Annotated in this window: 12 protein-coding genes; 7 read left to right on the top strand and 5 right to left on the bottom strand. The window is 70.4% G+C overall.

Annotated features, from left to right (window positions below; all coding sequences use genetic code 11):
- The first annotated feature begins 59 nt into the window (after window positions 1–59).
- The 5 genes from M2271_RS01690 to M2271_RS01670 all read left to right on the top strand — a co-directional run bounded on the left by M2271_RS01690 (window position 60) and on the right by M2271_RS01670 (window position 7,845).
- On the top strand, window positions 60–1,346 hold the full coding sequence (locus M2271_RS01690) for an alpha-L-fucosidase (RefSeq protein WP_280885225.1): 1,287 nt from the start codon (window positions 60–62) through the stop codon (window positions 1,344–1,346).
- 131 nt (window positions 1,347–1,477) lie between these two features.
- Complete coding sequence (locus M2271_RS01685) at window positions 1,478–2,239, top strand: SDR family oxidoreductase (protein WP_280885224.1); 762 nt, start codon at window positions 1,478–1,480, stop codon at window positions 2,237–2,239.
- A gap of 548 nt (window positions 2,240–2,787) precedes the next feature.
- A complete protein-coding gene (locus M2271_RS01680; protein WP_280885223.1) occupies window positions 2,788–3,729 on the top strand; it encodes an ABC transporter ATP-binding protein in 942 nt (313 codons plus the stop codon).
- Window positions 3,726–5,084, top strand: coding sequence for an ABC transporter permease (locus tag M2271_RS01675; protein WP_280885222.1), 1,359 nt, complete (start codon window positions 3,726–3,728; stop codon window positions 5,082–5,084). Before M2271_RS01680 ends, M2271_RS01675 begins: the two co-directional genes overlap by 4 nt.
- A gap of 4 nt (window positions 5,085–5,088) precedes the next feature.
- Window positions 5,089–7,845: a bifunctional YncE family protein/alkaline phosphatase family protein gene (locus tag M2271_RS01670; RefSeq protein WP_280885221.1), complete on the top strand. Its 2,757-nt coding sequence runs from the start codon at window positions 5,089–5,091 to the stop codon at window positions 7,843–7,845.
- Between the two features lie 414 nt (window positions 7,846–8,259).
- Here the strand turns inward: M2271_RS01670 and M2271_RS01665 are convergent, their stop codons facing one another.
- The 3 genes from M2271_RS01665 to M2271_RS01655 are packed head-to-tail and all read right to left on the bottom strand — an operon-like array spanning window position 8,260 to window position 10,880.
- The gene (locus tag M2271_RS01665; RefSeq protein WP_280885220.1) at window positions 8,260–9,063 is read right to left on the bottom strand and encodes an SDR family NAD(P)-dependent oxidoreductase; all 804 of its coding nucleotides are present in this window, start codon (window positions 9,061–9,063) and stop codon (window positions 8,260–8,262) included.
- 54 nt (window positions 9,064–9,117) lie between these two features.
- On the bottom strand, window positions 9,118–10,158 hold the full coding sequence (locus M2271_RS01660) for an NAD(P)-dependent alcohol dehydrogenase (RefSeq protein ID WP_280885219.1): 1,041 nt from the start codon (window positions 10,156–10,158) through the stop codon (window positions 9,118–9,120).
- Window positions 10,159–10,208: 50 nt separating this feature from the next.
- A complete protein-coding gene (locus M2271_RS01655) occupies window positions 10,209–10,880 on the bottom strand; it encodes a helix-turn-helix domain-containing protein (protein WP_280885336.1) in 672 nt (223 codons plus the stop codon).
- 346 nt (window positions 10,881–11,226) lie between these two features.
- Between M2271_RS01655 and M2271_RS01650 the strand changes: the two genes are divergently transcribed.
- Window positions 11,227–11,721, top strand: coding sequence for a MarR family transcriptional regulator (locus tag M2271_RS01650; RefSeq protein ID WP_280885335.1), 495 nt, complete (start codon window positions 11,227–11,229; stop codon window positions 11,719–11,721).
- Window positions 11,722–11,760: 39 nt separating this feature from the next.
- On the opposite strand, the gene M2271_RS01645 is transcribed toward M2271_RS01650, so the two are convergent.
- The gene (locus M2271_RS01645; protein ID WP_280885334.1) at window positions 11,761–14,376 is read right to left on the bottom strand and encodes a YfhO family protein; all 2,616 of its coding nucleotides are present in this window, start codon (window positions 14,374–14,376) and stop codon (window positions 11,761–11,763) included.
- Between the two features lie 768 nt (window positions 14,377–15,144).
- On the opposite strand from M2271_RS01645, the gene M2271_RS01640 reads away from it, so the two are divergent.
- Window positions 15,145–15,819 (top strand): hypothetical protein, encoded by a 675-nt coding sequence (locus M2271_RS01640; RefSeq protein ID WP_280885218.1) that lies wholly within the window; start codon window positions 15,145–15,147, stop codon window positions 15,817–15,819.
- Window positions 15,820–16,220: 401 nt separating this feature from the next.
- Here the strand turns inward: M2271_RS01640 and M2271_RS01635 are convergent, their stop codons facing one another.
- On the bottom strand, window positions 16,221–19,499 hold the full coding sequence (locus tag M2271_RS01635; RefSeq protein WP_280885217.1) for a family 78 glycoside hydrolase catalytic domain: 3,279 nt from the start codon (window positions 19,497–19,499) through the stop codon (window positions 16,221–16,223).
- Window positions 19,500–19,523: the final 24 nt, after the last annotated feature.

The following is a 19,523-nucleotide window of genomic DNA, read 5'->3' as shown; positions in this document are numbered from 1 at the left end:
CCGGCTTCACGGCCGGGTGGAAGAACAGACGCAAAGACAGCAAGAGGAAGGGACCAGCAATGTCCGACGGATCCCCCACCAGCGACGGGGCCTGGTTCGCCGAGTCCCGCTTCGGGATGTTCGTGCACTGGGGGCTGTACGCGCTCGCGGCCCGCCACGAGTGGGTGAAGAACCGCGAGCGTCTCACCGACGACGACTACCAGCCCTACTTCGACCACTTCGACCCGGATCTCTACGACCCCGAGGAGTGGGCGCGGCTCGCCCAGGCCGCCGGGATGCGCTACCTCGTGATCACGACCAAGCACCACGACGGCTTCTGCCTGTGGGACTCCACCCACACCGACTACAAGGTGACCAACACCCCGTACGGAAAGGACCTGATCGCACCACTCGTGAAGGCCGTACGGGACCGGGGCATGCGGGTCGGCTTCTACCATTCGCTGCTCGACTGGCACCATCCGCAGTTCCCCGTCGACGGGCACCATCCGCAACGCGACGACGAGGAGTTCAAGGCGGCGAACGCGGACCGTGACATCAGCAAGTACGCCGACTATCTGCACGCACAGGTACGGGAGTTGCTGACCGGCTACGGCACGATCGACTACCTCTTCTTCGACTTCTCCTACGAGGGCAGGCCCGACACCTGGGACGGAAAGGGGCCGGCCGACTGGCGTTCGGAAGAACTGCTGGCCATGGTCCGGCAGTTGCAGCCGGGGATTCTGGTGAACGACCGCCTCGACATCCCCGGCGACTTCGTCACCCCCGAGCAGTACCAGCCCGACGAGCCGCTGCGCTCCGCCGACGGCTCACGGGTGCCGTGGGAGGTGTGCCAGACACTGAACGGGAGCTGGGGCTACGACCGCGACAACCACGACGACAAGTCACCCGACCTGCTGGTGCGGATGCTCGTCGACACCGTCGCCAAGGACGGCAATCTGCTGCTGAACGTCGGCCCGACCGGGCGGGGTCTCATCGATGCGCGCGCCGAGCGGACCGTCCGGGTCATCGGGGAGTGGATGCGGCTGCACGGCCGGGCGGTGTACGGCTGCGGGCCGAGCGAGTTCACGGCGCCGCCCGACTGCCGCTACACACAGCGCGGCGACCGGCTCTATCTCCATCTGTTCGCCTGGCCGTTCGGGCATCTGCAGCTGCCGGGACTGGCCGGGCGGGTGCGGTACGCCCAGTTGCTGCACGACGCCTCGGAGATCGCCGTCCACCACATCGACGAGGGCCAGGCTCCGGACACCACCCGGATGCCCGCGCCGCCGTCGGGAACACTCACGCTCCGGCTGCCGGTGCAGCGGCCGGAGGTGGCGGTGCCGGTCATCGAGCTGTTCCTGACCTGAGGGTGCGGAGCGCGCGGTCCTGAGGGAACGTAGCGGCCGGCCCTGAGGGTGGCCACGGGCGGTTCGCCGTGGATCGGTGATCACCTGGAGAGGCCTGCCGGCCTCAGACGGTGAACAGGGCGCGGTGCAACATGCTCCGCGCCCGCCTGCTGCGGTCCTCGGCGACCGGTATCGGAGCGGGCACCGCGATCAGGCTCGCCGAGGAGGGCGCCAACGTCGTCGTCGGGGATATCAATCTGCCCGGCGCGCAGACCACCGCGACCAAGATCACCGAAAGGGGCGGTTCAGCGATCGCGGTGCCCTTCGATCTCGCCGACGAGTCCTCCGTCAACGCGATGGTCGCGAAGACGATCGAGGAGTTCGGCGCCGTCCAGGGCCTCTTCAACGTCGGCGCGGATCTCTCCCCGGGCAACCTCGGGCGTGACAAGACACTGCTCGACACCGATTTCGACGTGTGGCAGCGCACCCTGGATGTCAATGTGGTCGGCTTCGTCCGGACCGCACGCGCCGTCCTGCCCCACCTGCTCGCGAACGGCGGCGGCAGCATCGTCAACACGTCGTCAGGTGCCGCAGTCAGCGCCACCGACGGCAAACGCCCCGCCTACGGAGCCTCGAAGTCGGCCGTCAACGCGCTCACGCGTCACATAGCCAAGAACTGGGGCCCCGAGGGTGTGCGGTGCAACGGAGTGATGCCAGGCCTCGTCATGGGGGAAACACAGCAGGAGCAGAACGACGTCCAGCTCCAGAAGATGTTCCTGTCGCACGTCCCCACGACCCGCCTGGGTCGCCCCGGCGACCTGGCCGCCGCCGTGGCCTTCCTGCTCTCCGACGACGCCGAGTGGATCAACGGCCAGGTATGGGCGATCGACGGTGGCGCGAACATGCGCGCCTGACGCTGTCACCCCGGCGGGCCGTCCCGATGGGTGGTCAAGCAACCGGAAAGCTCCCCTGACCAGCGGTAATGAGGATCGTCCAGGTCCTTGTTCCCGCGTCCGCCGCAGGCACTTCCCGGGCAAGTGAGATGTATCGGCCATACTCCCTCATCCGCCTCGCGGGCGATGGTCGCGGGGCGGTCTCGGGGGCCGACGGGGCGACGTGCGCCCCATGGATTCGAACGGACTCCGCGCGTCCGGGCTTTGCTCAATTCTGGCTCGGTGCTGGGTAATTCATGCACTCGGAATGGCAGACGCCTTACCCTGAGAGGGGTCCTATCGGTCGGGGCGCGCACAGTTACCAGATATCTGACGCCCCGACACTCCTCGATCCGGCACCAAAAAAACTGCGGGTCATACCAGCAGGTCATCGACGCGGGATCGGCCGGATTTTCTGATCGATTTTCTGCCCGATCTTCTCCCGTTCCATCAACGTTCAATCCACCGTACCTGCTTGCGCTCCAAACAGTCCCTAAGGTCCCTGAAGGCTTCGTAAGAAGAAGGGACCCATGGAAACACCCCATTCAGTCCGGGCTCGCGGGATCACCAAAAGTTTCGGCGACGTCGTCGCGCTCGACGGCATCGACCTGAATGTGACGCAGGGGCAGATACATGGCTTGGTGGGACCGAACGGCGCAGGCAAGACGACGCTGCTCGGCCTCCTGCTGGGCCTGGCCGTCGCCGACGGCGGCCGTCTGGAGATCCTGGGGACGCCGATCGGCCGGGCACTCGCCGTTCCCGACGGTGTCGCCGGCTTCGTGGACGGGCCCGGCCTCTACCCCTCGCTCACCGCCCGGCAGAACCTCACCGCCCTCGCCGCTCTGCGCGGCAGCGACGCGCGGACAGCGGGAATCGACGACGTGCTCGCCCAGGTGGGGCTCACCGATGTCGCCGACGACCGGGCCCGCGGTTTCTCCCTGGGCATGCGTCAGCGGCTCGGGCTCGCCGCCGCCCTGCTCACCAGGCCACGGCTGCTCGTGCTCGACGAACCGTCCAACGGTCTCGACCCGGTGGGCAAACGGCACGTGCACCGTGTCCTCAGCCGGCTCGCGGCGGACGGGGCCAGCGTCGTGCTCTCGAGCCACCGCATGGACGACCTCGAGGCGCTGTGCTCCGAGGTCACCATCCTCGCGACCGGACGAGTCGTCTTCTCCGGCCCGTTGAGCAAACTGGCCGCCGAGAGCCGCGAACTCGACTACCGGTTGCGCACCTCCGACGCGCAGGCCGCCCGCCGGGAGGCGGTCGACACCGCCGGGATCCACCTCGTCGACGGCGGCGGGGCACGGCAGGGTGCCGAGGCGCTCGTCGTGCGCGCGCTGGTGCCCGCCCTGGACGACCTGGTGGTGCGGCTCGTGCACGCGGGGATCTCGGTGCGCGAACTCACCCCCGTGGTGTCGCCGCTCGAGGCAGCGTTCCTCGCCCTCACCGAGCAGGAGGAGACCGGCCGATGACCACGACCATCGCGGCCGACCACGCCGACGCGGCCCGCTGCGCCCCGTTGTCGCGCAGTTACCGCTTCGAGCTGGTCAAGCTGGTTTCGCAATGGCGGATCCGTTTGCTGGTCCTCGCCTGCTGGATCGCGCCGGCGCTGTTCGTCGCCGCGGTGAGCCGGCAGAGCACGCTCCCCACGGACACTCTCTTCGGCCGCTGGATGCACACCACGGGGTGGGCCGGACCGCTGGTGACGCTCGGTTTCGCGGGCACCTGGGCGCTCCCGCTGCTGACCTCGGTGGTCGCGGGCGACGTGTTCGCCTCCGAGGACCGGCTCGGCACCTGGCGCCATCTGCTCGTGGCGGTCCGGTCGCCTCGACGGATCTTCGCGGCGAAGGCACTGGCCAGCCTCAGCGTCATTCTGCTGCTCGTGGCCGGGCTGGCCGGTTCCAGTACGGTCGGCGGGATCGTGGCGGTCGGCGACCATCCGCTGATCGGCCTCGACGGCCGCCTGCTGGCACCGGCGGACGCCGCCGGGAAGGTCCTCCTCGCCTGGGTCTGCGTGCTCGCCCCGACCCTGGCCCTCGCCGGGATCGGGCTCCTCGGGTCGGTCGCCCTGGGACGGTCGCCGATGGGGCTGCTACTGCCGGCCCTCGCCGCGCTCGCGATGCAGGTCGCCCAGATGCTGCCGCTGCCCGTCGCCGTACGGCTCGCCCTGCCGAGCTACGCCTTCATCGCCTGGAACGGTCTGTTCACCAGCCCGGCACAGGTCGGCCCGCTGCTGATCGGCATCGTTGTCAGCCTGGTGTGGGCCGTGCTCGCGACCGCGCTGGCCTGTCTGCTCTTCCTGCGGCGCGACTTCACCAACCCGACCGACGACACCTCGGGGCGTCGCGCGCTCACCACCGGGCTCCTGCCGCTGGCCGGACTGCTCGCCCTCACGGTCACGGTCGTCGCCGTGGCGACCGAGTCCGTGGGCTCCGGGATCCGCCAGAACAAGGTGCAACGGTCGGTCGGCACGGCGTTCGCCCACCTCTACCGGCTGCAGACCGAGCAGCTCAACCGCCCGGACGTCACCGAGGCGCAACTGCGGGCCACGGCGGCGTGCAACAAGGGCGCGGGCCACGTCACCGCCGAGGGACCGGGCAACGACTGGCGCTGCGTCGTCTCCTGGCATCTCCCCGACGTCGAGGCCGTCGGTACGGCTGTCTACCAACTCGACGTCACCTCCGACGGGCGGTTCGTCGCCGACGGCGACGGACCGAAGGAAGTGAACGGCTACTTCCTGGTGCGGACCCCGAACGGGGACGCACCGAACCCGCTCTGGCAGTTCGACGGCAACGTCGAACTGCTGTCCGCCACCCCGAAGGGATAACCCCATGCAGGTAAGACGCCGCCGTAGGCGTGTCGAGAAGGACCGTTTCGCCTTTCTCGGCAGACCCCTCGGCCGCCGTACCCCCCTGCTGACGGCGGGTGCCACCGCCGTGGCCCTCGTCGCCGCCGGCAGCTCCTTCGCCCAGACCCACCAGTTCGGCACCGACCAGGTCGGCCAGGCCACCGATCGGGGCCAGGTCATCTCCAGCGACCAGTACATCGCCCCGTACGGCGAACGCCTCGTCGTCAACAACGGCAAGATCATGTCGTCCTCGGTCAGCCCGGACGGCACCCACCTCGCGGCCTCGGTCACCGACGGTGGGAGTGCGCTGGCCATCACGGACCTGAAGACCTGGAAGGTGCAGCAACTCGTCGGCAGCTCCGCGTCGTCGAGCCCGCGCATCAGCGGCAACAGCGTGGGCCAGGAGGGCCCCACGTACTCGCCCGACGGTTCACAGCTGTGGCTGGGACAGACCGACGGCTACACCAGGTTCACCGTGAACCCGGACGGCAGTGTCGCCGGCCCGACGTTCGTCAAGATCCCGGCGGACGGTGCCAAGCACGCTCTGGTGGGTGAGGCGGTGTTCTCACCCGACGGCTCCACCGTGTACTCCGCCGTCAACGGCCAGAACCGCGTGGTCGCCATCAACGCGGCGACCGGGGCCATCAAGCAGAGCTGGGCCGTGGGCAACGCTCCGCGTGACCTGGTCAAGGTCGGCGACAAGCTCTACGTCAGCAACGAGGGCGGGCGTCCGGCGAAGCCCGGTGACACCACCATCAACTCGTACGGCACCCAGGTACCGGCCGACCCGAAGACGGCGGCCACCACCACGGGCACGGTCAGCGTCATCGACCTGGCGAACGCGTCCGCCGCCGTCGGAAGCGTCAACGTCGGTCTGCACCCGACCGCACTGTACGCCAAGAAGGGCGCGCTGTTCGTCACCAACACGGCCACCAACGACGTGTCGGTCATCAACACGGCGAGCGACAAGGTCGTGCAGACCATCGCCACCCAGCCGTGGCCGGAGGCGTCGGTGGGCTACGAGCCCGACGCGGTGACGCTCACCGACGACGGTCACCTGCTGGTGACGCTGGGCCGCGCCAACGCGGTCGCCGTCTACCGGTACTCGAGCCCGCAGGAGCCGGTCAGCTACGTGGGCCTGCTCCCGACGGACTACTTCCCCGCGGAGATCGCCACCGTCGGCGACAAGGTGGTCGTCTCCAACACCCGTGGCATCGACGCCCGCCGTCCCACCACCGGCGCCGGGCACGCCACGCACGACACCACGTCGAGCCTGCAGCGGTTCACGCTGCCGAGCGACGGCGTCGTCAAGTCCCAGACGGCCAAGGTCTTCCAGCAGAACGGCTGGACCGGCGGCTCGGTCACGCAGACCAAGGGCGTGAGCCACGCGAAGCCGGTGCCGGTTCCGCAGCGGCTCGGCGACCCGTCGACGATCAAGCACGTCTTCCTGATCGTCAAGGAGAACCGGACCTACGACCAGCTCTTCGGTGACGTCACGAAGGGCAACGGCGACCCGTCGCTGGCGGAGTTCGGCGAGAACGTGACGCCGAACCAGCACGCCATGGCCGAACAGTTCGGTCTGTACGACAACACGTACGACATCGGCACGAACTCCGCCGAGGGCCACAACTGGCTGATGCAGGCCGACGATCCGGAGTACACCGAGTCCTCGGCCGGCGAGTACCAGCGCAGCTACGACACCGAGGACGACGCTCTCGGTCACCAGCGGACCGGCTTCCTGTGGACCGGTGCGCAGGCGGTCGGAAAGTCCGTGCGGGACTTCGGTGAGTTCCAGCAGTTCCTGACCAAACCGCCGGACGCGAGTTGGCAGAACCTGTACTGCGACTCCAAGAACATGGCGGCGACCGGGCAGGACACCGCCTACCCGCTGAACTCGTCCTCGCCGATCCCGTCGCTCAACAGCGTGTCGGTGCCCGGCTTCCCGAAGTTCGACACCAGCGTCCCGGACATCTACCGGTCCGAGATCTGGAAGCAGGACTTCAAGAAGAACGGGCCGGCGAACCTCAACATGTTCTGGCTCTCCAGCGACCACACCGGCGGCCCGGCGAACGCGCCGGCGCAGGTCGCGGACAACGACCTCGCGACCGGCCGGATCGTCGACGAGATCTCTCACAGCAAGTACTGGAAGGACTCGGCGATCTTCGTCGTCGAGGACGACTCCCAGGCCGGCCTCGACCACGTCGACGGCCACCGTGCCCCGGTCCAGATCATCAGCCCCTGGGCCCAGCGCGGCACCGTGGACAACCACTACTACTCGCAGATCACGATGATCCGGACCATCGAGCAGATCCTCGGGATCCACCCGATGAACCAGAAGGACAGCGCGGCCAGCCCGATGCGTGGGGCGTTCACCCCGCGCCCGGTCTACACGCCGTTCAAGGCGCTGCCCAACCGGATCCCGCTGACCGACGGTCTGAAGACCCCGCCCGCCTGCGGCGTGGACACCCCGGCGCGGCAGGACCCGAGTGCGGCTGCCGTGCCGTCGGCCAAGGTGCCGGCGGATGAGCAGGCGCTCGCGTCGCAGTGGGACACCTGGAAGTCGAAGCAGCGGCTGACCGGGCCGAACGCCGTGCCCGACTATGCCAACCCCGCGCAGATGAACCACTTCACGTGGTACCAGACGCACGGCTGGAAGAAGCCGTACCCGGGCGAGGACAAGATCTTCGCGCCGAAGGACGTGCCCGGCGCCTACATCCCGTCGTCTGAGTCCGACGGCTGACGCAGGCTGATCGTCACAGGGGCCCCTGACCCGCGTCACCGCGGGCCAGGGGCCTCTTCCGCTGATGTCAGCCACCCTTGTTGACGCGTCGGGTGCGCGTGGCACTGCGGGCGGGACTTCGGGCGGGAGGAAGGCTGCCGTGTCGCGCGGCTCGCGGACGAAGTCGACGAGCGCGGTGCTGCCGGTGACGCGATCAGGCGGCGTGCCCGCCCGTCTCACATACGGAGGGCGGGCGAGCGCGGCCATGAGCAGCGGCGGGGGGGGGGGGGGGGGGGGGGCCCCCCCCCCCCGCCCGCCCCCCCCCCCCGGGGGGGGGGGGGCCCCCCCCCGCCCCCGGGGGGGGGGGGGGGGGGGGGCGGTGGGGGGGGGGGGGGGGGGGCCCGGCCCCCCCCCCGCCGCTCGGTCCGCGCCCGGTCAGCGGGCGGTGTACCCGCCGTCCACCAGGTGGTAGCTGCCGTGGATGAAGGACGCGCGGTCGGAGAGGAGGAAGGCAACCAGGTCGGCGACCTCCTCGGGGCGGCCGAGGCGGCCGGTGGCGTGCAGCGCGGTGAGACCGTTGTAGGCGTCCTGGTCCATGGCCTGCAGGGCGGGGGTCTCGATGAACCCGGGGCCGACCGCGTTGATACGGACTCCCTTGTCGGCGTACTCGAGCGCGGCGGACTTGGTCAGGCCGACGACTCCGTGCTTGGCGGCGACGTAGGCGGCCGAGCCCGCCCAGCCGACGGTGCCGAGGATGGACGCGACGTTGACGATGGCTCCGGCGCCCGCGGCTCGCATGGCGATGATCTCGTAGCGCATCGAATAGAAGACGCCGTCCAGGTCCGTGCGGACGACGCGGTTCCAGACGTCGAGGTCGTGCTCGCCGACGGGCTGGCTGTCGGCGCCGATGCCCGCGTTGTTCACCGCGAGGTGCAGGGCGCCGAAGGTGTCCACGGTGAAGCCGACGGCGGCCTCGACCGAGGCGGCGTCGGTGACGTCCACATGTACGGCGGCCGCGGTGATGTTCTCCGACGCCAGCTGCGCGACCGCCGCCTCGGCGCCTTCGAGGTTGTGGTCGGCGATGACGACGGCGGCTCCCCCCTGGCCCAGGCGGCGGGCGACGGCGAGGCCGATGCCCGAGGCGGCGCCGGTGACCAACGCCGTCCTGCCCCCGAATTCGATCGGGGCCGCGGCACCGTCGGAGGTCGGGGTCGCGGTGGGGTTTTCGGTGGTGCTCACGGTGCTCGCTGCTTCTTTCCGGTGCGGGGAGGGATTTCCAGGGGGCGCCGAGGATCAGCCGCCCGGGAGGATCACGGCGCGGCCGGTCACCTGTCCGGCGTGCAGCCGCTCGTAGGCGAGGGGGGCCTCGTCCAGGGAGTAGGTCTCGGTGTGGAGGGAGAGGGCGCCGGTCCGGGCCAGGTCGAGGACTTCGATCAGTTCACCGCGGCTGCCCCAGTACGGGGCGGAGACGGAGACCTCGAAGGGCAGGAGGCCGAAGCCGACGGGCAGGGCGGCTCCCCCGATGCCGATGATGCTGATGTCGGCCTCCACGGCCGCTACGGCGGCAGCGGTCTTCACCGTGGGTTCGGCACCGACGAAGTCGAACACCGCCTGGGCGCCGACACCACCGGTCAACTCGCGGATGACTCCGGCCGCTCGTGCGTCGGACAGGACCGCCTCGTGGGCACCGACCGTGCGGGCAAGAGCCAGCTTGTCCTCGCTCACGTCCAGGGCGATGACACGGGCCGCGGTCATCGCCCGCAGCAGCTGGATGGCGACGTGCCCCAGCCCGCCGGTGCCGATGACGACGGCTGTCGAGCCGGGCAGCAGCTTGGGCAGAGAGCGTTTGATCGCGTGATACGGGGTCAGGCCCGCGTCCGTCAGCGGCGCGGTGGCGACCGGGTCGAGCCCCCCGATCGGGATCAGGTGCCTGGGGTCGTCCACGAGGAGGTACTCGGCCATGGAGCCGGGGCGGCCCAGGCCGGGCGGGCGGATACCCAGGGCGTCGGCCCGCAGACAGTAGTTCTCCTTGCCCTCCGCGCACTTGGCGCAGGTGCCGCAGCCCCACGGGCCGTACACGGCGACGGCGTCGCCTTCGGCGAAACCGGTCACGCCGGGGCCGAGTGCTGCCACCGTGCCGACGCCCTCGTGGCCGAGGGTGAGGGGAAGCGCGTACGGGAAGGCCTCGGCGGGCCAGCTCATCACCGCGATGTCGGAGTGGCATGCTCCAGCGGCGGTGATCTTCACCAGCACCTGGCCGGGGCCGGCCTCCGGATCCGGGACGGTCACGACCTCGGGGGCTGCGCCGATCTGCCTGTATTGCAGTGCCTTCATGATGCGACTCCTTTGTTTCAGCGGGCGTTCGGCGTCCGACGGGCGCCGGACTACGCCTGGTACAGGCCCACTTGTTCGCTGAGCGCGTCGTAGGCCCGGTTCACCCATTCGGGAAGGCTTGCCACGTCCCCGTGGTCCTCGCGGGCCCAGGCGCGCAGGGCCGCCGTGAGCACCCCTGCGGCGGCGCCGACGACCACGGCCGGGCGCAGGTCCCGGGCGGGGTCGGTGCCGAGCCGGTCCGCGATGATCGCGACGGACTCGTCCTGAGCGTCGACCCGTATCCGCTCGTACGCGGCGAAGAGGGTCGGCTCGGTGTCCGTCAGCCGCAGCAGGGCGTGCCAGCGCTCGGATGCCGTGGCGCCCGGTGCGGAGGAGCGGGCGGCGAGCCACTCCCCGACGGCCTCGCGGTAGGCGACGAGCGGCGGCTCATGGGACGGGCGGTCACGCAGGGCGGCGTTGATACGGTCCCCGTCGGCGCGGGTGAAGTCGAGGGCCGCGTCCTCCTTGCCGCTGAAGTGACGGCTGAAGGTGCGGCGCGTGACGTCGGCGCACTCGGCGATCGCCTCGACGGTGGCGTTCGCGAGACCGCGCTCGAGGATCAGATCGATGGCCGCGGCCGCCATCGTCTCCCGGGTCTGCCGGGCCTTCCGCTGCCTGCGGTCCTCCGCGGGGTCTCCGCCCGTCGCGGCCGAAGAGGTGAGGGAAGGGTTCGTCGCCGTCATCGCCGTCATGCTCTGACAATAACTCACGATGTCCCATCGGGACATTTATCCCGCTGCGACTCATGTCTCAGTGGGACATTCGAGCATACGAGTGACAGCCGCTCTGCGCCCCTTACAACCGGGCGAGGCGATCGTAGGAGTATCGCGGCCACCTTGCGCGGCTGACTCGGATGTGGCGCGGGGCTACTGTCGATGACATGGACAGCGACAACCTTCTGGGACAGTTCCTGCGAGCTCGACGCGGCCACGAGGAACAGGGCATGCCCGTGATCGGCCGCCGCCGCGTGCAGGCCAGGGGATGATCGGTACGGTGATATCCGGGACGACACGAGGGGGCGGCGAGGCCGTGATCGAGCAGGCGGGGATCGGGACGGCGAAGCAGGCTGCGGATCACGAGTTGATTCTCGCGTTCGGACGGCTGCAGGGGGCGGCGAACCGGCTGGAGTACATCCTCGGGCGCGCCCTGGAGACCGAGTGCGGGATCAGCCATCTGATGTTCGAGGTCCTGCTGATCCTCGGGCGGGCCGGTAGGCCGGGCCTGTCGATGCGGGCCATCGCCCAGGAGCAGGTACTGACCACGGGCGGCGCCACCCGGCTGGTGGACCGCATGGAGGCGGCGGGGCTCGTGGCGCGTGCGGAAGCCCCCGACGACCGGCGCGCGAAGCTGGTGCGGCTCACGCCGCTGGGCGAGGAGACGACGGTCCGCGCTTCCCGGATCCACGTCGAGAACATCAAGCGGCACCTCGTGGAACCGCTCCCCGCCGATGACCGTGAGCGGTTCGCGGAAGACCTTCGCATCCTCAGCCACACGGCACGGGACTCGCTCCCCCGGCTGCCCTGACCCGCGCCTCGGGCCTCAGCGCTGATCTCAGAACATCAGTCACCGCTTGGTGGCACGGCGTCGGCGGACGACGGTGAGGGTGCAGAGCAGGAGCAGTGTCACCAGTGATGTGGCACCCACGGCCATACCCAGACGTAGGCCGGGTGGGTGGAACGTGCACGTGAGGCTGGTTGCGGAAGCGGAGAGGGGGACCGCGACCAGGCCGTAGTACTCCCCCGCCGGGGTGGCCGACGCGCCGTCCGTGGCGCACCGCCAGCCGGCTATCCGAGGCGCCGCGATGACAGCCGTGCCTGCCGTGCCTGCCGTGCCTGCCGTGCCTGCCGTGCCTGCGGGGAGCTTGGCCCGGATTGTGGCGCCGAAGACGGTCACGTCGGTGGCGCCGGTGGTTTTGAGGCGTTCGACGGTGGTGTGCAGCCGGGCCGTGTCGAGGCAGCCGACCGCGCCGTCCGGGACGCTGCCCGTCTGGTTGGGCGACAACTCGATCCTCAGCCGACCGGACGCCGGGACGGTGCCGAGCCGTTGCATGGCGGCGATCTTGGTGACGGGGTCGGACCGGAAGCGGCCGGTCAGGCCGTGGGCGGAGTCACCGGTGAGCCGTGCGGTGCCCGCGAAGTGCGGTGCCCACAGGTACACCTCGCTGTCTGCCGGGCACCGGGCCGTGATGGTCGGCTTCGCTACGGCGGTTCCGGGGTTGGGAGCACCGATGCGCACGCCCGGACGCTCACCGCCGACGCGGTACGGCGGCTTGCCGGTACTGGTGCGTACGGTGAGGCGGGGCACGTTGTAGACACGGGTGCCCAGCAGCAGTTCCTGGTTGCGGTAGGGCGAGGGGCCGAAACCGGACACACCCGTGCGGGCGGTGGCAGCGGACGGTCGTACCGTGACCAGCGGTGGTACGTCCTGCCGGGACACGGTCACCCGGCTGCCGTCCTGCGGGAACCAGTTCTGGTGCGGGTCCGGCGGGGAGTGCACCCGCGCACCGACGGAGAAGATCACGTCCGTCACGGCATTGTCCAGGCTCTGCAGGCTGCGACCCCCCGAGGTCCAGCCGCCCCCGAGGGCGGTGAGGGTGCGGAAGAGGATGTCGGAGGTGTGGCTGCTGTAGTACTGGGCACCCTGGCCGCCCACCAGCAACGGGTCGTTGCCAACGGTCTGTTCGCGGCCCGGGTCGGTGCGGTAGCGGGGCCAGCCGTCGGCCTGGGCTATCGCCTCCGCCTGCTGCTCCCGCCGGTCTCCCCAAGGTGCGTAGTCGTCCATGTGCCCGAGCCGCATCCGGGTGGCCACGGCGGAGGTGGCGGTGGCCTCGCCGAGTTGCGTGCCCACGAGCAGCAGCACGGCGACGACGGCCGGGCCGGTGCGCCGCCCGGTACCCGCGGTAGGTCTGCCGTCCGTGCGGGCGAGCAGGGCCAGTCCGCCCAGCGCACCCGCGGCGGCCGTCAGCAGGACCGGCCATGCGAAGGGGCGCACCAGGTCGCTCCGGCTCGCGTAGGCGGCGATCAGGGCGAGCACCGCGACGGCCGCACCCAGCGCGCGTCGGTCGGGCGGCCCGTAGGAGAGCGTGTGCCAGGCGGCGATCACGAGCAGTGCGCACACCACGAAGGTCTCGCGGTACGAACTTCCCTGCGGTGGGGTGAAGGCGTGCCACAGCAACTGGGTGGGGCCCCACTGCAACGACAGCGTGACGCCCACCACGAGCAGGGTCCACCCGGTGCGCACCTGCCGGGGCGCTGCCCGGTGGAAGGGCAGGGCGAGAGCCAGCAGCAGGGCCGTGGTGCCCACGTAGAGAGCCGGCGAACCGAAGCTGTACGTCGTCGGCAGCAGGCGTGCCAGCAGGTCCTCCGTAGCCACCGGCGTGAACTGGGTGAATCTGCCCGGGGAGGCGTGCGTGGTGCCGAAGTACACCACCGTCACCACCGGCGCGGCCAGGCCCATGCCGAGTGCCACGGTCAGGCCCGCGCGTCCCGCCGCGGTGAACCTGCGGCGGCGCGGCAGACCAGAAAGCAACAGCCGCAGGAGCAGCACCAGAGCGGCGGCGAGGGTGGCCATGTACGCCGTGTAGAAGTTGGCGATCCAGGCGGCCGCCACGACCAACACCCCGAGAAGCGGACGCCGTCCGTTCAGCACCCATTCGCCGACCAGGCACAGCAGCGGCAGGGCGATCAGACCGTCGAGCCACATCAGGTTGTACACGGCGCTCGCCACGGTCCAGCCGCACAGGGCGTAGGAGGCGCCCAGCAGTCCCGCCGCCCACCAGCGGCCGGGGCGCAGGCAGAGCAGCAGCCAGGCCATGGCGGCGCCGGCGGACGCGATCTTCAGCACGGTGATCACATACACCGCGAGATCGATCTCGTCCCGCGGAAACACCGCCACGAGCAGAGCGAACGGGCTGGTGAGGTACGTGCCGAGGTCGGGCAGGAAGCTGGCGCCGTATCCGGACTGCCAGTTGACGAACAGTCCGCCGTCGGCCCGCCCGTGCAGCAGATCCCACAAGTGCGCGTGATACGGCACGTACTGGTTGCCCAGGTCGTTGACGCTGCGCGTACGCGGGCCGAAGGGGTAGCTACGGGCCACGGCGTCGCCGGCGCACAACACGGTCACGGTGAGCAGTGCCGCGAACAGGGCAGCGGCCTGCCTCGGTCCTTTCGCCCGCGGCAGCCGGAGCCACCCAAGGCGGTCGTGGGATCGGCCGGCTGGCAGGCCCGGCCCGGCGAGGGGCTGCCCCTCGCCACCGAGGCCGGCCTCGGTCTTCACTTCCGGACGGGCTGTCGAACTCACACCCAGCCCCTGTCCGCTCGCCGCTGTGCACTCCGGTGCGCAGGGCCACCGAGTGGCACCGCCCTGCGCAGAGTCGAACCATCCATACGTGGCAGGCCCCCAGAAACATCCGGGACGCATGGCGCCCCGACCGGGGATTGCAGCCCCCGAACGTCGTCAATTCGCCGACTTAGACGGGCCATGTTCTTGGTTGGTTGTGCAGCCACCGGAAAAAGGGGCACTCAATTTCGAATACGTGCCGGCCTATGCACGAATTCCGTTACCACTGAGGAAACAGAAGGTGTCCGGCACCTTCTATTCAGGCTCAACAACGGTTCAAGTGACGGCAGTTGGCCCTCTGCGGGAGTCCGGTGGCGAGGTCCAGCCGGGTCGGCACGTGCGCGGGGATGCGGCCGCCGTGGCGGTGTGACAGCGCCGTACTCGCCCTCGGCACATGGCCGGCGGCCCGAGGCGCGCGGGCACACAGACCGGAGGAGGTCGATCAGATGTATGCAGGGAGAACATCCCGTTGCTGGTTGTCCGTACTATCGACACGGCAGGCCCCATTCATGGCTGGTACTGCCGCCCTTCCGGTGACAGTCCGGGACAGCGCCGACATACGTCGGGGCTCTCCGTGCGGCCCCGGCCCAAGGAAAGGTTGTGCATCTCATGTCCGAGAACATCTCGCCCACCGAACTGACGTCGCAGTACACCGCCCAAGTCACCACCGACCTCGAACGCAACACCAAAGAGCAGGAACGTATCGAGGCGGAAATCGCCGGACTGCAGGAGCTGTTGGCCGCGCTCCAGCGCGACCAACAGGTACTGGTCAGCATCCAGAGCGTGATCGATGCCGCACCGGCTACCCAGTCCCAGCCGCAGCCCGCGGCCGCGACGGAGCACACCGGCGTGCCCACCCCGCGCACCGAGTCGGCCACCGCGCCCGGCACCAGCACCAGCACCGGCACCGGCACCCGGGGGCGGGCGAAGAAGACCGGCTCGGCCTCGCGTCGCGGCCCGGCCAAGAAGCAGGCCGCGACCCCGCTTGCGGGAAAGGGCGTTACGGCGAAGACCAAGCAGCCGAAACTGGTCGACCTGGTCCGCAGTCACCTCGGCGAACAGAGTGAACCGCGCTCGGCAGCCGAGATCGCCACAGCCCTCGACCAGGCCCATCCCGACCGCAACATCAAGACGACCGTCATTCGCACCACCCTCGAAGGGCTCGTCGCCCGCACCCAGGCACAGCGCGGCAAGCAGGGCAGCTCCGTCTTCTACACCGCCCCTGAGACGCCCCAGCAGGCTGCCCCGGCGCAGACGAAGAAGTCCGCACCCGCCGACGCGTAACCCTCGCTCCGCACGCAGACCCACCCGGGCACGCAGACCCACCCGGGCACGCGGCACACGCGGAGACTTGGCACACGGACACCCAGACACACGGACACCCTCGGAAAAAGTCCGGAAGATTGCGACGGCTGGCTGCCGAGGGTGGGCCTGGCAACGCTCGATGCGCTGCCCGCCCGGGGAGAGGCGGTCGGGCCGCGGTGGACAGAGGCGTTCCGCCGCCGTTCACGGCGTGATCATGTGCGAGCGGTTGAGCCTGCCCGGGACCCGACCACCGTCGTGGTCATTTCGCCGCCGGCCCCCACCGGGAGACGACCGGCTCCCACCGGCGGACGACCGGTCCCTACCCCAAGACGACCGGTCCCTACCCCAAGACGACCGGCCCCAGGCAGACAACCGCGGTATCAACCGCCTTCGACACCCGCTGGATCGATGGGCGACAGCGTCGAGCGGAACGTCCAGCTGCCGGAACCCACCTTGTACACCGCCTCGGTGGCCGTGACGCGGATCAGGCGCGCCTCCTTCGGAGCCGTGGCGTGGCCGGCGGTGGTGGGGACGTGGATCTCGGCCGTACTGCCCGCGGGGACGTCCGCCGTGAGGCGGAACCGGTCGGTGGTGCGGGTCCAGTGGGTGCGGGCGAGGCCGTGGGGTGTTCGGTAGGAGCCCGAGGCCGAGGTCAGGTCGCCCACTACTGCGGGGTCGATCAGGAGTTCGGCGTAGCCGACGGAGTCGGGCGTCTGCGCGATGCCGGCGACACGGCTGGTGAACCAGGAGTCGATGGCACCGAGCATGAAGTGGTTCTGTGACTGGCCCGGACCGCCGTCCCAGGACTCGCCGAGCGTGGTGTTGCCGGCGAGCACCTGGTAGCCGTAGCTGGGGCTGGTGGTTCGGGTGGCGATCCGGTGGACGATGTCGTCACGGCCGGCCGCGGACAGGACACGGAAGGCGGCGGGCAGGGAGATCTCGCCGAGCAGCAGGTGGTGGCCGGCGGTCTCGACGGCGCCGGTGAAGTGGGCGAGGAGGCGGTCCTTCTCCCCTGCCGGGTAGGCGCCCATGTCGAGAGCGAGGGCCTCCGCCCCCTGGCCGCCGCCTGCGAAGGTGCCGGTGGTCCGGTCGTAGTAGGTCGCGGCCAGGGCCTGGGCGGAGGTGTCGGCCTTGGCGCGGTAGTCCGCGGCGGCCGTGGCGTCGCCGAGGACGGCGGCGATCCGGGAGAGGGCGTCGACGACGCGCCAGTAGCCGTAGGTGCCGGCCACCGCGCGCGGGAACGTGCGGTCCGGGGTGAACCAGTCGCCGAGGCCGTAGTCGAGGATGCCGCCGGAGACCTGGGTCCGGAGGAAGTCCGCGTACTGCCGCATGCGGGGGTAGTAGGTGCGCAGGGTGTCCCGGTCGCCGTAGGTGGTGTAGAGCTGCCAGGGCACCAGGACGAAGGCGCCGCCCCAGTTGGAGTCGTTGCGGTAGGCGCCGGGGAGGTTCGTGTACTCGGGTACGGTGCTCGGGATCAGGCCCTCGGCGGTCTGCGCGTCGGCCATGTCACGGACGATCTTGCGCAGCTGGGCCTGCATGTCGAAGTTGGCCGCGAGCGCGGGAAACACCAGTTGGTCCTGTTCGAGCCAGCCCAGCTTCTCCCGGCTCGGGCAGTCGGTGAGGACGCTCATCATGTTGCCCTCCACAGCCCGGCGGATCAGCCCGTGGATGCCGTTGATCAGCGGGTCCGAGCTGGTGAAGGTACCGGCCGAGGCATTGTCGGTGCGCAGGACCTTGCCCCGTACCGAGACCTTGGCTCCCTCGGGCACTCCCTTCAACTCCAGGTAGCGGAAGCCGTGATAGCTGAACCTCGGGTGCCAGGTGGCGCTGTGCGCGTCGCGGGTGGTGTAGCTGTCCCACAGCGGTGCGCCGACGTTGCTGATCGACTGGAAGGCGTGGCCGTCCTTGAGGCTCTCCGCCGGGTGGACACGGATCTCGGTCCCGGCGGGCGCGCTGACGGTGATATCCGGCCAGCCGGCGATGTTGCGGCCGAGGTCGAAGACGCGGCTGCCGTCGGCTCCGTCGACCTCCTTGCCGGTGAGGCTTTCCACGACCCGGATCGGCTCGGTCTCCCGGGCGCTGAGCGCGGCGGGCGCGGCGGCGGTGCCGGGGGCGGTCACGGTGACCGCACGGTCCCAGGAACGGCGGTCGCCCCGGGGCTCGTCCCAGTGCGGGGTCTCCCGGCGGGCGTCGTAGTCCTCGCCGCCGTACCAGTTGCTGGAGGTGGTGGGGCCGAGCGTGGTGCGCCAGTCGTCGCCGCTGGTCACGGTGCGGACGCTGCCGTCGGCGAGGGTGACCTCCAGTTGGGCGATGAGCTTCGGGTCGCTGATGTTTCCGTACAGCTTGCGGTAGCGGTCGGCGGTGCTGACGACGTTGGACATACCGTTGCCGAGGGCCACGCCCAAGGTGTTGGCGCCGGACCGCAGGCGGTCGGTGACGTCGTACGTGGCGTACTGGACGCGTTCGCGGTAGTCGGTGTTGGCGGGCTCCAGAACGGCGTCGCCGACGGGCTCACCGTTGAGGGTGGCATCGTAGATGCCCAGGCCGGCGATGTAGAGGCGGGCGCCGCGGATGCCGCGCGGGAGAGTGAAGTCGTCGGCGAGCAGGGGCAGTCCGGCGGGGAGGTAGGGCTTCGGGGGCCGCTGGCCGGCGACGTGGGAGAGCGTGGTGTACGGGCCGGCCGGGTCGTCCGCCGCCGACAGGGCGTAGTCGACGGGGAAGTCGGGGACGCTGCCGTCGTCGGTGAGGACGTCGGCGCGCGGGTACAGCGCCACCTGGTCGAAGGTCTTGACCGTCTTGAGGTCGAGGGTGAGGGTGACCGGCGCGGACGAGGTGTCGGCCGAGGTGTGCGGCGCGCTGGAGTATCCGGCGGCGGTCTGCAGGGCGCTGTTGGCCAGGCCGTCCACCGCGAGCGCGGGCTCGTAGGTCTTGCGGACGGTGGTGGTCTCGGAGGCGGTGACCGCGGCGCCCTTGGCGAGCCCGGTGGCCGAGGTCGAGGAGTCGCGTACGTCGATCTCACCCAGTTGCAGGCGCCAGGTGCGGGCGTCGACGCTCTCCTTGAGGGGCAGGCCCAGGCGGGTGACGTCGAGGCGGAGATAACGGGCCGTCGTACGCGGCAACGTGACGACGACCGGCTCGATCTCGCGTTCACTCAGCCGCCAGTCGGGGTGGGTGATCCACTGGGCGTCCCAGTCGGAGGACCGGGTCAGGCCGGTCTCGAAGACGGCGGTGCCGCTCCAGCCCGAGTCCCGGTGGCCGGCGGACCACAGCTGGACGCGCCAGTACACCCGGGCCCGGGAGCCGAGCGTACGGCCCGCGTAGGTCGCCTCCGGTACGGCGGAAGCGACCTTGCCGGAGTCCCACAGGTCGGGCCGTCCGGAGCGCAGACGTTCGGGCGAGGTCGCGGCCTGGACGCGGTAGGCGCTCTGCAGGGCGCCCGCGGTGCGGGCGGTGGTCTGCCAGCTGAGCTGGGGAGTGGTGTCGTCGATGCCGAGCGCCTCGTCGAGGTGCTGGGTACGGAGCTGGACCGGAGTGAGGGTGCCGGTGGCCGCGGGGGCGGCCTGGACGGTGCCGGAGACGGCGGTGACGAAGGCGGTCACCGCGGCGGGCAGCAGGAGGGCGAGGCGTCGGCGTCCGACGCGGGGTCTGAATCTGGGCATGGGAGTCCTTCGGGAAGGGGATCC

It is taken from the genome of Streptomyces sp. LBL (genome assembly GCF_029893585.1).
In the GTDB taxonomy this organism is placed as follows: domain Bacteria; phylum Actinomycetota; class Actinomycetes; order Streptomycetales; family Streptomycetaceae; genus Streptomyces.
The sequence above is the reverse complement of the archived record's forward strand: the minus strand, read 5'-3'. Positions and strand labels throughout refer to the sequence as shown.